Annotated in this window: 10 protein-coding genes; 5 read left to right on the plus strand and 5 right to left on the minus strand. The window is 66.7% G+C overall.

Annotated features, from left to right (window positions below; translation table 11 throughout):
- Nucleotides 1–17 precede the first annotated feature (17 nt).
- From phoU to phoR, 3 genes are all read left to right on the plus strand, one after another.
- Nucleotides 18–719: a phosphate signaling complex protein PhoU gene (gene phoU, locus KYG_RS20045; protein WP_008906754.1), complete on the plus strand. Its 702-nt coding sequence runs from the start codon at nt 18–20 to the stop codon at nt 717–719.
- A gap of 20 nt (nt 720–739) precedes the next feature.
- Entirely contained in the window at nt 740–1,447 is a 708-nt protein-coding gene (gene phoB, locus KYG_RS20050) for a phosphate regulon transcriptional regulator PhoB (protein WP_008906755.1), read from the plus strand.
- A 113-nt stretch (nt 1,448–1,560) separates the two neighbouring features.
- The gene (gene phoR / locus KYG_RS20055) at nt 1,561–2,907 is read left to right on the plus strand and encodes a phosphate regulon sensor histidine kinase PhoR (protein WP_008906756.1); all 1,347 of its coding nucleotides are present in this window, start codon (nt 1,561–1,563) and stop codon (nt 2,905–2,907) included.
- On the opposite strand, the gene KYG_RS20060 is transcribed toward phoR, so the two are convergent.
- From KYG_RS20060 to trxA, 5 genes are all read right to left on the minus strand, one after another.
- Complete coding sequence (locus KYG_RS20060) at nt 2,861–4,228, minus strand: MATE family efflux transporter (protein ID WP_008906757.1); 1,368 nt, start codon at nt 4,226–4,228, stop codon at nt 2,861–2,863. The genes phoR and KYG_RS20060 overlap by 47 nt on opposite strands.
- A 21-nt stretch (nt 4,229–4,249) precedes the next feature.
- Nucleotides 4,250–5,950, minus strand: a complete 1,701-nt coding sequence (locus KYG_RS20065; RefSeq protein ID WP_034695545.1) for a hypothetical protein — start codon at nt 5,948–5,950, stop codon at nt 4,250–4,252.
- Nucleotides 5,951–6,056: 106 nt separating this feature from the next.
- On the minus strand, nt 6,057–6,311 hold the full coding sequence (locus KYG_RS20070; RefSeq protein WP_008906759.1) for a type B 50S ribosomal protein L31: 255 nt from the start codon (nt 6,309–6,311) through the stop codon (nt 6,057–6,059).
- A 272-nt stretch (nt 6,312–6,583) separates the two neighbouring features.
- Nucleotides 6,584–7,846, minus strand: a complete 1,263-nt coding sequence (rho, locus tag KYG_RS20075) for a transcription termination factor Rho (RefSeq protein ID WP_008906760.1) — start codon at nt 7,844–7,846, stop codon at nt 6,584–6,586.
- A 262-nt stretch (nt 7,847–8,108) separates the two neighbouring features.
- Nucleotides 8,109–8,441 carry a thioredoxin TrxA gene (trxA, locus tag KYG_RS20080; RefSeq protein WP_008906761.1) on the minus strand — a complete coding sequence of 111 codons (333 nt, stop codon included), beginning with the start codon at nt 8,439–8,441 and terminating at the stop codon, nt 8,109–8,111.
- Between the two features lie 109 nt (nt 8,442–8,550).
- Between trxA and KYG_RS20085 the strand changes: the two genes are divergently transcribed.
- Together KYG_RS20085 and KYG_RS20090 are read left to right on the plus strand one after the other, a co-directional pair.
- Nucleotides 8,551–11,157, plus strand: a complete 2,607-nt coding sequence (locus KYG_RS20085) for a PD-(D/E)XK nuclease family protein (protein ID WP_008906762.1) — start codon at nt 8,551–8,553, stop codon at nt 11,155–11,157.
- Entirely contained in the window at nt 11,154–14,633 is a 3,480-nt protein-coding gene (locus KYG_RS20090) for an exodeoxyribonuclease V subunit beta (protein ID WP_008906763.1), read from the plus strand. The genes KYG_RS20085 and KYG_RS20090 overlap by 4 nt, the downstream gene beginning before the upstream one ends.
- Nucleotides 14,634–14,648 lie beyond the last annotated feature (15 nt).

Here is a 14,648-nt window from a genome sequence, read left to right on the forward strand (position 1 = left end):
GTGAGGTTGTACACCCAATGCCAGACAAACACCTTTCCTCCCAGTTCGACAGCGAACTCAACAGTGTCTCCGCCCGTGTCATGGAGATGGGCGGCCTCGTGGAGTCGCAGATCCGCCAGGCGGTTTATGCGCTGTCGCAGTTCAGCCTGGAGGCGGTGGAAACCGTCGCTTCGATGGAAACCCGCATCAATGCGATGGAAATCGAGATCGACCAGGAGCTGTCTTCCATCATCGCCCGCCGCCAGCCCACAGCGCGCGACCTGCGCCTGCTGCTGGCCTTCTCCAAGGCCACGGCCAATCTGGAGCGCATGGGTGATGAGGCCAACAAGATGGCCCGCATGGTGCGCTCCATCATAGAAGGCGGGGCACCGCGCTCGCTGCCCTCGAGCGACCTGCGCACGGCAGCCGATCTGGCCTCTGGCCAGCTGCGCAAGACGCTGGATGCGTTTGCGCGCCTGGACGTCAAGGCGGCGGTGGCCATCCTGAAAGAGGATGACCTCATCGACAAGGAGTTCGACGGCTTCGTGCGCAAGCTCATCACCTACATGATGGAAGACCCGCGCACCATCTCGCCCAGCCTGGACCTGCTGTTCCTGGCCAAGGCCATCGAGCGCATCGGAGACCATTCCAAGAACGTGGCCGAGCTGATCATCTATCTGGTCAAGGGCAAGGATGTGCGCCACACTGCCCTCGACGAGATCGAGTCGGCCGTCTTGTAAGAAAGGGCGTTGGCACCGTTATGAGAAAACTCCCACGCGTCCTCATCGTCGAGGATGAACCTGCCATTGCCGAGCTGATTGCGGTCAATCTCCGGCACAACGGATTCCAGCCCTTCTGGGCGGAAGACGGTGACTCTGCCCAGCGCGAGCTCGATGCCGTGCTGCCGGATGTCATCCTGCTCGACTGGATGCTGCCGGGGCAAAGCGGCCTGTCGCTGGCGCGCAAGTGGCGTGCTGACAGCCGTACCAAGCCGATCCCGATCCTGATGCTCACGGCGCGGGGCGACGAGCCCGACAAGATCGCCGGGCTGGATGCGGGCGCAGACGACTACATCACCAAGCCTTTCTCCACGCAGGAGCTGCTGGCCCGCATCCGCGCCGTGCTGCGCCGCCGGGCGCCCGAGCAGGTCAGCGACAGCGTCACCATTGGCGAGCTGGTGCTTGATGCCGGCACCTACCGCGTGACGTTCCAGGGGCAGCCGCTCAAGGTGGGCCCCACCGAGTTCAAACTGCTGCACTTCCTCATGAAGCATGCCGAGCGTGTGCACAGCCGTTCCCAGCTGCTCGACAAGGTCTGGGGTGACCACGTGTTCATCGAGGAGCGCACCGTGGACGTGCACGTCAAGCGGCTGCGTGAGGCCCTGGGCAGCGCCTCTGTGATGGTGGAAACCGTGCGGGGCGCAGGCTACCGGCTTACCGCCCAGCCCCAGGTTCAGTTGCAGGCCTGAGCGTGCAGGGTTCTGGCAACGGGGTAAATCTGTTTTGAGGGCGCGGGCCGGATGTCCTGGATGGGGCGCACAAGGGTGCGCCCCTGCTTTTATGAGAAGGCGTTGCTGACGGCATGCTGTGGCGTATTTCGTATTTCCTGCTCTGGCAGATAGCCGGTGGAGGGCTGGGTTGGTGGTGGCAGGGTGGTCCCTGGGGCGCGGCTCTGGGCGCCGCCCTGGCGGCGTGGGCGTGGTTTGTCTGGGATCTGCTGCGCGGCGCACGTGTGCTGCGCTGGCTGCGCGCGGGCGACCTGACTGAAGTCCCGGCCATGCGTGGCATCTGGGGCGAGGCGGCAGACCGCGCACGGCGCCTGCTGCGCAGGCAGGAAGCACAGATTCGCGACAGCCAGGACCGCCTGCAGGAAATCCTGGCCGCGCTGCAGGCCACGCCCAATGGCGTGGTGCTGCTCGATGGGCAGGGCCGCATCGAATGGTGCAACCAGATCGCCGCGAGCCAGTTCGGGTTTGATGCGCAGCGCGATGTGATGCAGTCGATTGGCAACCTGGTGCGCGACCCCGAGTTCACGGCCTACTATGCCGCCCAGGACTTCTCCCACGACGTGGTGCTGGAGGGGCGCTTCAGCACGCCGTCGCGACCGGTGCGCATCTCGGTCCACCTGCACCCTTATGGCGATGGGCGCACCTTGCTGCTGTCACGCGATGTCACGGCACTGGAGCAGGCCGAGGCCATGCGGCGCGATTTTGTGGCCAATGTGTCCCACGAGATCCGCACGCCCCTGACGGTGCTGACCGGTTTTGTGGAAACGCTGCAAACCCTGCCCCTGAGTGCCGACGAACGTTCCCGCTACCTGGGCATGATGGCCCAGCAGGCGCTGCGCATGCAAAGTGTGGTGCAGGACCTGTTGACGCTGTCGCGCCTGGAGGGCAGCCCGCCGCCCGGCATGGCCGAGTGGACGCCAGTGCAGGCGCTGCTGCAGCGCTGCGAGGAGGAGGGCCGCGCGTTGTCCGCGCTGGTGACCCAGACCCAGCAGCGCCCCCATGCCATGGTGTTCCCGTCGACGGACGCCTTGCATGCCGAGGGGGACATTGCTGGTGTGCCCGCCGAATTGCAGAGCGCCCTGTCGAACCTCATCAACAACGCCGTGCGCTATACCCCTGCGGGCGGGATGATCACGGTGGCGTGGACCCGCAAGGAAGATGGCAGCGCGGTCTTTTCCGTACAGGACACGGGGCCGGGCATTGCGCCCGAACACCTGCCACGGTTGACAGAGCGCTTCTACCGGGTCGACCGCAGCCGTTCGCGCGAGACCGGGGGCACGGGCCTCGGGCTTGCCATCGTCAAGCATGTGGTGCAGCGCCACGGCGCCACGCTGGACATCACCAGCACCTTGGGCAAGGGCTCGGTGTTCTCGGTCACCTTCCCGGCCAACCGTTTGCGTGGCTTTGCCCTGCCGGGCTGATGGCACGCCACAGCATCGCCAGGAACAGCGCTGCCGTGACCCACAGCGCCGCAGCGCTTGCTGCCCAGAAGGGGGTGGGCGATGGTGCTGCGGCCCAGGGGCCCAGTCCTTCGTAGGCCAGCAGGTAGCCGCCCCCCAGGCCCGCACCCCACAGCAACACACAGTACACCACCAGTGGCGCCACGGTGATGCGGTAGCAGCGCAGCACAAATACACACAGCGTCTGCAGTGCATCGGCTGCGTGATAGGCCGCCACCCACACCAGGACCCCGCCCGTCAGGGCCACCACCGCGGGGTTGGCAGAGTAGATGCTGCCGATGTGATTTTTTGCTATTAATAAAATAGCTGCCAGCGCAATACCCATAAGCGCTGCGAGCCTGAAACCTATAAAAACCACCCTGCGGGCCTGTGCCGGATTGCCCGCACCCAGCCAGTAGCTGACGCGGGCGCTGGTGGCAATGGCCAGTGACAGCGGCACCATGTACAGCACCGCCGCCACGTTGGCGGCGATCTGGTGGGCCGCCGCCGAGGTGGTGCCCTGGCGCGCGATGAACAGCGCCATCAGCGTGAACGAGGTCACTTCCACCATCACCGCCAGCCCGGCCGGAATGCCCAGGCGGGCAAATCCCGCAATCGTGGGCCAGTGCGGGGGCTCCATGCGGCGCCATATGCGCAGGGGCTCATAGATGTCTTGCGTGCGCAGCAGCCAGAAGGCCAGCGCAAGCATGCTGCAGTTGACCACGAGGGTCGCCCAGGCGCAGCCGACCACGCCCTGCGCGGGCAGGCCTGCGCCACCAAAGGTGAACCAGACCGAGAGCGGCAGCTTGATGAACAGTGAGCCCACCTGCAGCCAGGTGACGAGCTGGGGCCTGCCCAGCGCCTGGTTCAGGGTGCTGTAGATGCGAAAGAGCAGGGCCGGTGGCAGCGCCAGGGCGAGCACGGCGAGGTAATTTTCCACCTCTGTGCGCAGGGCTGGCGGTACCTCGGTCCAGCGCAACAGGGGCCCCGGGGACAACAGGATGGCCATGCCCACCAGCGAGGCTGCTGCGCACAGATACAGCGACTGCCGCAGCGACCGTCCCACGCCATCGGTCTGCCGGGCACCGCGCAGCTCGGCCCACACGGGCAGCAGCGCCTGCAAAACGCCAATCAGCGCCACATACACGCTGATGAAAATCGCGCTGCCCACCGACAAAGCGGCAAGCGAGGCCTCTCCGTGGCGCCCGGCGACGATGGTGTCCGTCACGCCAAACGCCATTACCGCCAGCTGCCCCGCCAGCACCGTGATGGCGTGGCGCGAAATGGTCGACAGCTCTGACATTACGCCGATGTCATGCGGGCATCAGCGTGCAGATGCCACACGGCGGAACACCAGAAGATGCTCGTTCTTGTCGGTCGGTCGGGCGATCTTGGCGCGGGCCTCCCAATGCGCTGCATTCACCATGCGCTCTGAAGCAGGCCAGGAGGCGATATCGGCCACCAGCCAGTCACACTCGTCCTGCAGGCCCGCGCGCTGCAGGACGAGGTCGCCATGGTATTGCAACGCTGCCACCTGCGAGCGGCTCAGTCCCACGGTCTGCACACACCCTGGCGATGTGCCCAGCGCCGCCGTCACGCCGCTGATCTGGGCGCGGTAACTGCGGGCGTAATCCAGCAGCGGGAGCCAAAGGGTCATCAGCAGCAGCCAGCCCAGCGCAGCGCCGCTGGCGGGCAGCACCAGGCTCTTCCAGATGGGCGCCCGGTTGCGTGACGCGCGCCACCACACCAGAGTGAACCAGCCCACCGTAGCGGCCAGGGCCACCACCAGGGCCAGGGCCGAAAACTGCGGCACAAAACCCGGGGCCAGCTTGGCCACATTGGCCGCAGGCTTGGCGGGCACGCCGGTCTGCATGGCAATCCAGATCACCCAGATCGCCAGCGCAGAAATGGTGAAGAACAGCAGCGTGAACCAGTCGATCAGCGCCCCCACGCTGCGCTTCAGGGTGGGCAGCGCAAACGCTGCCAGTGCCGCCAACGCCGGCAAGCCCAGCAGCAAGGCCCTGTCTGCCGGGCGCGTGGTGAGGGTGGCTGCGATGGACACCGCCGAGAACCACAGCGGGAGCAGCAGGTGACGGTGCCCCTGGGCGCTGATGATCTGCTTGCGCCAGCGCCAGAGCGTCCACAGCGCCAGGGGCCAGGCCGGCCATCCAAACCACAGCAGAAGCCGCGCCAGGCTCTGCCATTCCTTGCCGCCGGAGCCGGAATCGACAATTCGCCACCCCCAAAGATCCAGCCCCCATGCGATCAGGGCGGCCACAAAGGTCACCGAAGCCACGGCCAGTGCCCAGCGCCAGCGATGGTCGGTGTCACTGCCGGGCGCCCACACCACCACCGCCATACTGCCCAAGCCCAGCAGCGCCGCCAGCGCCGGCCCCCCCGCCAATGTCAGACCGACCATCCCCGTGACCAGCGCGAGGGCGGGCGCAACGGTGCGGTGGGGCATGGCCGCCACAGAGAAGAACACCATTGCTGTGCAGCTCAGCTGCACCACATAACCCGTGGTTTCATGCGATAGCTGCGCGAGGCCCAGGCAGGCAATCAGCGCCAGCAAGCCTCCGTCAGCAATAGCGCGGGCATAGTCGGCGGGAGTGGCTTCACCCCCGAACGCGAAAGCCACAGGCTGGGCGCCAGGGCTGCGAGCGAGGTAGTAAACGCCATACCAGGTGGCCGCAAGGGTGATGACCAGCAGGAACGCAAACGGCAGGCGAACGGCCATGTCGGCGGTAACCCATGTGGGCGCCAGCTGGAGGGCCCAAGCGCCCAGCCAGTACGGCAAAAGCCCTTCGGTGTCGGGGGGCATGCCGCCGAGCAGCGGGTTCAGCCAGGGAGTGCGGCCCTGGGCCAGCTCCAGCATGTATCCGAACGCCGTGACATCCGCACTCTTCCAGGGGTCACGCCCCACAAAGCCGGGAACGACGTAGGCAATGCACAGCAGAATCAACGCCCAGCGCGGCAGGGGGCTGACAGCGTTCTGGGTAACGATGGCGGGAGTGGGTAGATTCACGCGTCAGGCGGTGGCACAAGCGAAGCCACCGAGAATAAGGGCAAAACCAAACAAAAAGGCAGCCCGGTTGCCCGGGCTGCCTTTATGGCGGGGACGCAAGCGCGAATTACTTCGCGGCGGTCTTGCCGAAACGGTTGCGGAAGCGCTCGACGCGGCCACCCATGTTGTCCACCGACTTTTGCGTGCCGGTGTAGAAGGGGTGCGATTCAGAGGAGGTGTCCAGCTTGAACAGCGGGTATTCCTTGCCTTCGAAGGTTTCCATTTCCTTCGTGTTCACGCACGAGCGGGTCACGAACTTGAAGCCGTTGGACAGGTCCGAGAACAGGACTTCGCGGTAGTTGGGGTGAATGCCTTCTTTCATGATCAATCCTTGTCAAGTGCGGGAGCCGCGCTGAACCCGGAGCAACCTTTGCGCCGTGGAGCATCCAACGTACTTTCCGCAGAAAAAGCCCTCTATTATTGCACAGGCGGTTTGATGGCATTTTCGCGACGGCCCGTAACGGCTGAAACTGGCAAGGCCTTGGCCAGAACCGCCGCGCAAGGGCCGCCCCGCCGCGCTGGCGGTGTCCCCCTTCCCGAATTGCGTAGCAATTCGAGAGAAGGGGGAAGGCGCGAAAGCGCCTCAGGGGGTTGTCACCCTCCGCGTCGCATCATGTCGAAGAAGTCCACATTGGTCTTGGTGGCCTTCATGTTCTTGATCATGAGCTCCATCGATTCGATTTCGTCCATGTTGTACATGAACTGGCGCAGGATGCGGGTCTTTTGCAGGATCTCGGGCGCCAGCAGCAGTTCCTCGCGGCGCGTGCCGCTCTTGTTGAGTTCGATGGCGGGGAACACGCGCTTTTCATACAGGCGGCGGTTCAGGTGGATTTCGCAGTTGCCCGTGCCCTTGAATTCTTCAAAGATCACTTCGTCCATGCGACTGCCGGTATCGACCAGTGCCGTGGCGATGATGGTGAGCGAGCCGCCTTCCTCGACCTTGCGTGCGGCGCCAAAGAAGCGCTTGGGGCGCTGCAGTGCGGCGGCGTCCACACCGCCTGACAGCACCTTGCCACTGGAGGGCACGACGTTGTTGTAGGCGCGGGCCAGGCGGGTGATGGAGTCCAGCAGGATCACCACGTCCTTCTTCAGTTCGACCAGGCGCTTGGCGCGTTCGATCACCATCTCGGCCACGTGCACGTGGCGGGCGGCGGGCTCGTCGAAGGTCGAGGCAATGATTTCGCCCTTGACGGTGCGCTGCATTTCGGTCACTTCTTCAGGGCGTTCGTCCACCAGCAGCACCATCAGGTGCACGTCGGGGTTGTTGGCCGTGATGGCGTGGGCGATGTGCTGCATCATCACCGTCTTGCCGCTCTTGGGCGGGGCAACGATCAGCGCACGCTGGCCGCGGCCGATGGGCGCGATGATGTCGATGATGCGGCCGGTGATGTTCTCTTCGCTCTTGATGTCGCGCTCCAGCCGCATGTGCTCCTTGGGGAACAGCGGCGTGAGGTTTTCGAACATCACCTTGTGCTTGTTCTGCTCGGGCGGGCCGTCGTTGACCTTGTCGAGCTTGGTGAGGGCAAAGTAGCGCTCGCCATCCTTGGGCGTGCGCACTTCGCCTTCAATCATGTCACCCGTGTGCAGATTGAACCGGCGCACCTGGCTGGGCGAGATGTAGATGTCGTCCGTGCTGGCCGTGAAGCTGGTGTCGGGGCTGCGCAGAAAGCCGAATCCGTCGGGCAGGATTTCCAGAACCCCATCGGCAAATACCTGCTCGCCCGCCTTGGCGCGCTTCTTGATGATGGCAAACATCAGCTCCTGCTTGCGCATCCGGCCGGTGTTCTCGATTTCGAGTTCTTCGGCCTGCTTCAGGACTTCAGACACGTGCAGTGCCTTGAGTTCGTTTAAGTGCATGGAATGACTCCTTGGCGGAGCGGGTATGAATCTGGGGGAGGAGGGCTGGTGCCGGATGGACTGCTGTTTGCAGATCCGGCGCGCCGGGGATCTCGGTCCGGCTGCCAATGCGTGCAGGCCGGTGATCTGAAGGAATTATGACAGGAAAAAAAGCGGGAGATTCACGGGATCCGAATTCGGTCTGTGTCTGGCGCTGCAATAGGTGTCGTGAAAACAGACAACCCCGCGTGCATGGGGGCAGGCGCGGGGTTGTGGGTGCGGATCAGGCGAGTTGTTGATCAATGAAGGCGGTCAGTTGCGCCTTGCTCATGGCGCCGACCTTGGTGGCGGCCAGCTGGCCGTCCTTGAACAGCATCAGTGTGGGAATGCCGCGAATGCCGAACTTGGCGGGGATCTCGCGGTTTTCGTCCACATTCATCTTGGCGATCTGCAGCTTGCCCTGGTAGGTGCCTGCCACTTCGTCCAGGATGGGGGCAATCATTTTGCAGGGGCCGCACCATTCGGCCCAGTAGTCCACCAGCACGGCGGAGCCGGGTTGCAGCACGTCGGCTTCAAAGCTGGCGTCAGAGACATGTTTGATGAGTTCGCTGGCCATGGCGGATTCCTTGATTTTGAGCGGGTTGTGACCGGTGTACGTTTAAAGTCTGGGCATTGTGACAGAAACCAATCCCACGTTCACCGGTGTGGCCGGGCCTTGCGACGCTATGACAGTCATAGCGAAAAGCGATCAAACCAGTGGGTTTGCTGTCGCCAGCACCGCCTTGTGGCAACGTGCTCTGGCCCTGGTGGCCGCACATGCCCAGGCCCATGGCGCCCATTTGGCGCGCACAGTGGTGTTGGTGCCCTACGCCCAGCTCATGCCCTGGGCCCAGCGCCACTGGGCGCTGCAGTTTCCGCAAGGCTTTGCGCCGCGCTTTGAAACCACCCGCAACTGGGCCCGCCAGTTGCAGGTGTTTGAGCCTTCGGCCGACGACTTTGCGGGCGACGTGGCGCGCGACACCCTCACGGCGCGCGCCTTGCTCGATCGTGTGGGGCAGGGCGCCCAGCGCGAGATGCTGGCCACGCCCCTGCAAGAAGCCGCCGCCCAACTGGCCCCCGCCGTGGCCGCTGTGCCCCCGGCGCAGCGCGCGGCCTGGGGCGACGAGGCCCGTAAACTGCTGGCCACCGCCGATGAAGGCAGCAGTCTGCATTACGAGGCCCTGGTGGCGCGCCTGGCGCTGGAATGGGTGCTGGCCTCACGCCACGCCACCGATGTGCTGTTCGAGCCCGGTGTGCGCGCGGCGGTGGATGCGCTGGTGGTGCTCGAAGGCTTTCAGTCCGACGCGCTGCCCCAGGCCCTGCTGGCCCATTGGTGCGAGCAGGGGGCTTGTGTTGCGCTGCCAGCATTGGTCGATGAAGCTCCCGCGCCGCCAAAACGCTCTCTGCATGCCGCCACCGATGCCGAAGACGAAGCCCACCGCGCCGCTGCCTGCGTGCTGGCCCACGTGCGAGATGGCCGGGTGCCCGTCGCGCTGGCCGCCACCGACCGCGCACTGATCCGCCGCGTGCTCGCTCACCTGGACAGCAGCGGCGTGCTGGTGCGCGATGAAAGTGGCTGGATACTCTCGACCACACGCGCCGCTTCGCGGGTCATGGCCGCGCTGCAGGCTGCGGCGTGGAACGCCTCTTCCAACGCGGTGCTGGACTGGATCAAACACACCCCTGCGCTGATGCCGGGCGATGTGAATCGGCTGGAGCAATGGCTGCGCAAGGGCGTGGTGCAGCACTGGACCGCTGCTGCCGCCCGCGACCTGAGCGCCCAGCCCCACCTGGCCCGCGCAGTGGCCACGGTGGAGGCCTGGCGTGACACCCTGCGCACTGCGCGCCCGCTGGCGCAGTGGCTGCCCGCCCTGCGCGCCGTGCTGGAGCAGGCGGGCCAGTGGCAAGGACTCTCGGCCGACCCGGCCGGCATGCGTGTGCTGGCTGCCCTGCGCCTGCAAGACGGCCAGCAGGCCGAGCTGGACGCCTGGGGCGACAGCGCGGGCCGGCGCATGACACTGGCCGAATTCACCCGCTGGGCCAAGGACGTGCTCGAAGCCGGGCGCTACGTGGCCACCCAGGCCGCCGATGCGCCCGTGGTGGTGGTGCCCCTGCCGCAACTGCTGGCTCGCCCCTTTGCCGCCGCCGTGCTGCCGGGCTGCGATGAAAAGCGTCTGCAAGCCGCACCTGAACCATCAGGCGACTGGTCGCAGGCCCAGCGCGAGGCCTGGGGCCTGCCCACACGCCAGTCGCTGGAGGCCGCCCAGCGGGCCGCCTGGGCCCAAGCCCTGCGCACGCCCGTGGTGGACGTGCTGTGGCGCACCGGCGACGAGGGCGGCGAGCCCCTGTTGGCCAGCGCCCTGGTGCTGGCCCTGCAACTGGATGGCGCCGCTACACCCGGCACGGACGACCGTGCGGCCCGTGCCGTGGCCGCCACCCCCACGCTGCGTCCCCAGCCCGTGGGCCAGGCGCTGCCGGTGGCGCACCTGTCGTCCACCGCGTATTCCGACCTGCGCCATTGTCCGTACCGCTTCTTTGCCCAGCGCCAGCTGGGTCTGCGCGAGGCCGACGAACTGGATGCCGAAGTGGACAAGCGCGACTTTGGCAACTGGCTGCACGCCGTGCTGCAACACTTTCACGAGGCGTTGCTGGCCGAGCCCACCGACCACGTGGACGAGCGCCGCAACCGCATGGACGCCGCCGCCGAGGCTGTCACCCGCGAGCAACGGCTGCAAGACGGAGACTTTCTGCCCTTTGCCGCAGGCTGGGCGCAACTGCGCGACGGCTACCTGCAATGGCTGGCAGGGCATGAGCAGCAGGGCGCGATGTTCCGCCAGGCCGAGGTCAAGGCCCGCCAGCCGCTGGGCGATCTGGAACTGGTCGGCACCATCGACCGCATTGACGGCGTCTCGTCCACCGGCGAGCCCACGGTGCTGGTGATCGACTACAAAACCGAAAGCGACAGCGTGACCCGCCAGCGCATCAAGAGCGGAGCGGAGGACACGCAACTGGCCTTCTACGCCGCCCTGCTGAGCCACGACACCCTGCGCGCTGCCTACGTCAACGTGGGCGAGCGCGGCGAGACGCAAATGCACGAACAGGACGAAGTGGTGCACCTGCGCGATGTGCTCATCGAAGGCATCCAGCACGACATCGCCCGCATCGCCGCCGGTGCGTCGCTGCCCGCGCTGGGCGAGGGCTCGGTGTGCGAGTTCTGCGCCGTGCGCGGCCTGTGCCGCAAAGACTACTGGGCGGACGCTGAACAGGCGTTGCCCGCGCAAGAGACGCCATGACCGTCAGCATTCCACAACCCACCCAGGCCGCCTACGAACACAACGGCCGCCCCGTCTCGCGCGAGGCCTTCTACGCCATTGCCTGCGACCCCGCCCGCAGCGTGGCGGTGGAGGCCTGCGCGGGCGCGGGCAAGACCTGGATGCTGGTCTCGCGCATGCTGCGCGCGCTGCTCGACGGCTGCGCGCCGCACGAAATCCTGGCGATCACCTTCACCAAAAAGGCCGCAGGCGAAATGCGCCAGCGCCTGCAGGAGTGGCTGGAGCAGTTCAGCCACAAGCCGCTGGAGGAGCTCACCGCCGAGCTGATTGCACGCGGAATAAGCCCCCAAGGCGCGCTGGAAAAGCGCGAGGCGCTACAAAATCTATACCGCCAGCTGCTCGAAGCGGGCCGCCCGGTGCAGATTCGCACCTTCCACAGCTGGTTTGCCGCGCTGCTGGGCACAGCACCGCTGGCACTGCTGCAGCAACAGGGCCTGCCCGCGCACTTTGAGCTGCTCGAAGACGATGCCGAGGCCGTGCGCGAAGTCTGGCCGCCGTTCCTGCAGACCGTGGCCGAGAGCGCCAGCCTGCGCGCCGACTACGAAGCCGTGGTGGCCCGCCACGGCCGCTCGCAAACCCACAAGGCCCTGGCAGCGGCGCTGGCCAAGCGGGTGGAGTTTGATCTGGCCGATGAGGCAGGCGTGGTGGATGCGTCGGTGCCACCCTTCCAGCTCGCGTACCCCGATCTGGCCGCGTTGGCCGAGCCCGCTGAGGCCCTGCAGACCGAAGCCGCCCTGCAACGCTGGCGCAGCCGCGCCAGCACCCTGGGCGCCGAGGCCAACAAGACCCCGCAGAAGGCGGCGGACGCCATCATCGACGCGCTGGCCTGCACCGACCTGAACCAGCGCCTGGACATGCTGCGCAAGGCGATGTTTGTGGCCAAGGAAGACCGCCTCTCCAAGAACCTGGAGAAGTTCCCCGCCGCCCAGGAGGCCGAGCCCGAGTTGCAGCGCCTGCTCACCGCCCGCCGCCAGCACGAGGCCTGGCAACACCAGCAGCGCATGGCCCGGCTGGCGCGTTGCCTGATTGCGCAGTTTGTGGCCGTCAAGCAGCAGCATGGCTGGGTGGACATGAATGACGTGGAGCGCACCGCCCTGGTCATGCTGGCCGACCCGGTGCTCAGTGGCTGGGTGCAGGAGCGGCTGGACGCGCGCATCCGCCACCTGTTGGTCGATGAGTTCCAGGACACCAACCCGCTGCAGTGGCAGGCGCTGCACGCGTGGCTGTCGGGCTACGCGGGCTCGGGCGGTGGTTCGGCCGCGCCCAGCGTGTTCATCGTGGGCGACCCCAAGCAGAGCATCTACCGCTTTCGCCGCGCCGAACCACAGGTGTTCATCGCTGCGCAGGCGTTTGTCCGCGATGGGCTGCGCGGCGACCTGCTCAGCTGCGACCACACGCGCCGCAACGCACAGGGCGTGATTGCCGCGGTCAACGCCGTCATGGGCCAGGCCCAGGCGCAGCAAGAGACCAGCGGCTTCCGCGACCACACCACCGAATCCAAACACGCGGGCCAGCTGCTGCGCCTGCCCGCCATCACCGACGCGGACGACGACAGCCAAGGCGCAGGCCGCGACCCCCTGGCCTGGCGCGATAGCCTGACCGAACCCCGCCACGAGGCCGAAGAAACCCAGCGCATGCGCGAGTGCACGCAGGCCGCCGCCTGGGTGGCCGCGCAGATCGCCAGCGGCACCCCGCCCAAAGAGGTGTTGGTGCTGGCCCGCAAGCGCGACCGCCTCGCCAGCATGCAAGACGCCCTGCGCGCTCTGCACCTGCCCTGCGTGCAGCCCGAAAAGGCTGACCTGTTCGACGCACCCGAGGTGCAGGACATGGTGGCGCTGCTCGACGTGCTGGTTTCGCCCACACACGACTTGTCTTTGGCCCGCGCGCTCAAGTCGCCCCTTTTCAGCCTGGGCGACGACGCCCTGGTGGCCCTGGCCGTGCTGCGCCGCCAGCCGGAACATGCGGGCTGCAGTTGGTTTGAGTTGCTATTAAAAAATGAGCTGCTTGCGCTTGATTTGAAAGCGCTGGGACCTGTTTTGACTCAATACCAAGGCTGGGTGAGTGGCCTGCCGCCGCACGATGCGCTGCATGCCATCTACGAGCACGGCGACGTGCTGGCCCGCTTCGCCGCTGCTGCCCCGGTCACCCAGCGCCAGGCAGTGCAGGCCAACCTGCGCGCGCTGCTGGCGGCATCGCTGCAGCACGACGGCGGCCGCTACCTCACGCCCTATGCGTTTGTGCGGGCCATGAAGAAGGGCGGCGTGCGCGCGCCCGGCCGGGCGGATGCGCAGGCCGTTCGCCTGCTGACGGTGCACGGCGCCAAGGGGCTGGAGGCCGACTGCGTGCTGCTGCTCGACACCGACACCCGCCCGCAAAAGGCCGAGACCATGGGCGTGCTGTTGGACTGGCCTGGCGAGCAGGCCGTGCCGTCGGCCTTCGTCTTTTTGGCCAGCGAATCGAACCCACCGCCCAGCGCAGAAGCCGCGCTCGCCGCCGAGCAGCAGGCCCGCAGCCGCGAGGAGCTGAACATGCTCTACGTGGCCATGACGCGCGCCAAACATTGCCTGGCGCTGTCGTCCGTGCAACCCGGCAATTCGGCGCCGGGCAGCTGGTGGAACCGACTGGCACCACTGGTGACCGAGGTGGACGCGGGCGCGGCCCCAGCGTCTTCCGCTGGAGCCGGTGCTACCCCCGACACCTTCACCATCGCCGCGCTGCACCCCCTGCCCGAAGCCCTGCAAAGCGCCCGCACCAAACCTGGTGCTGCAGCTGCCGACCCCACCAGTGCTACGCCCGTGGCCATGCCTGGCGACGCCGAGTCCACCCCCCTGTCACGCCAGGGCGACGCCATGCACCAACTGTTGGAGCAGGCCGGTGTGGCCGGTGCCCCGCTGGCCGACCTGCGCACCCACGGCTGGCCTGCTGCGCGCATTGCAAGGCTGGGCAGCGACCACGACATTGCCCCTGCAGCGGCCGAGTTGGCGGCCCGCATGGCACAGGGCATCCTGGCCGGGGAGGGCGCCTGGGCGTGGGACCCGGAGCAGGTGCAGACCGCCATCAACGAAGCCCCGCTGCATTACCAGGGCCAAAGCCTGCGCATCGATCGGCTGGTGCTGCGCCGTGCCCTGTCTGCAGATGACGCCGTGGCAGGCTGGTGGGTGCTCGACTACAAAAGCGCCGCCCAGCCTCAGCGCCAGCAAGCGCTGGTGGCGCAACTGCAGCGCTACCAAGAAGCCGTACAGGCCCTGATGCCGGGCGAGGCCGTGCACGCGGCCTTCCTCACAGGCGATGGGCGTTTGGTGCGGGCAGGGGGCGGGCCCACCCCTGCCGCCGTCGGGCATACTCTCGCCCCCGCTGCGCCGGATGCCTTAGCAAAGCCCGAGCGTCCACGCCCCGCGCCGGGGCCTTCAGATTCTGCGCAAGGCTCTTTGTTTTGACCCGCACCCAGGGCC

It is taken from the genome of Acidovorax sp. NO-1 (genome assembly GCF_000238595.1).
Classification (GTDB): Bacteria; Pseudomonadota; Gammaproteobacteria; order Burkholderiales; family Burkholderiaceae_C; genus Acidovorax.

What these genes read in the sequence shown, in the direction of transcription:
- KYG_RS20085 (WP_008906762.1), top strand. Translation starts at nt 8,551, where the DNA reads ATGACAGTCATAGCGAAAAGCGATCAAACCAGTGGGTTTGCTGTCGCC.
- KYG_RS20060 (WP_008906757.1), bottom strand. Translation starts at nt 4,228, where the DNA reads ATGTCAGAGCTGTCGACCATTTCGCGCCACGCCATCACGGTGCTGGCG.
- KYG_RS20070 (WP_008906759.1), bottom strand. Translation starts at nt 6,311, where the DNA reads ATGAAAGAAGGCATTCACCCCAACTACCGCGAAGTCCTGTTCTCGGAC.
- KYG_RS20090 (WP_008906763.1), top strand. Translation starts at nt 11,154, where the DNA reads ATGACCGTCAGCATTCCACAACCCACCCAGGCCGCCTACGAACACAAC.
- phoB (WP_008906755.1), top strand. Translation starts at nt 740, where the DNA reads ATGAGAAAACTCCCACGCGTCCTCATCGTCGAGGATGAACCTGCCATT.
- phoR (WP_008906756.1), top strand. Translation starts at nt 1,561, where the DNA reads ATGCTGTGGCGTATTTCGTATTTCCTGCTCTGGCAGATAGCCGGTGGA.
- phoU (WP_008906754.1), top strand. Translation starts at nt 18, where the DNA reads ATGCCAGACAAACACCTTTCCTCCCAGTTCGACAGCGAACTCAACAGT.
- trxA (WP_008906761.1), bottom strand. Translation starts at nt 8,441, where the DNA reads ATGGCCAGCGAACTCATCAAACATGTCTCTGACGCCAGCTTTGAAGCC.
- rho (WP_008906760.1), bottom strand. Translation starts at nt 7,846, where the DNA reads ATGCACTTAAACGAACTCAAGGCACTGCACGTGTCTGAAGTCCTGAAG.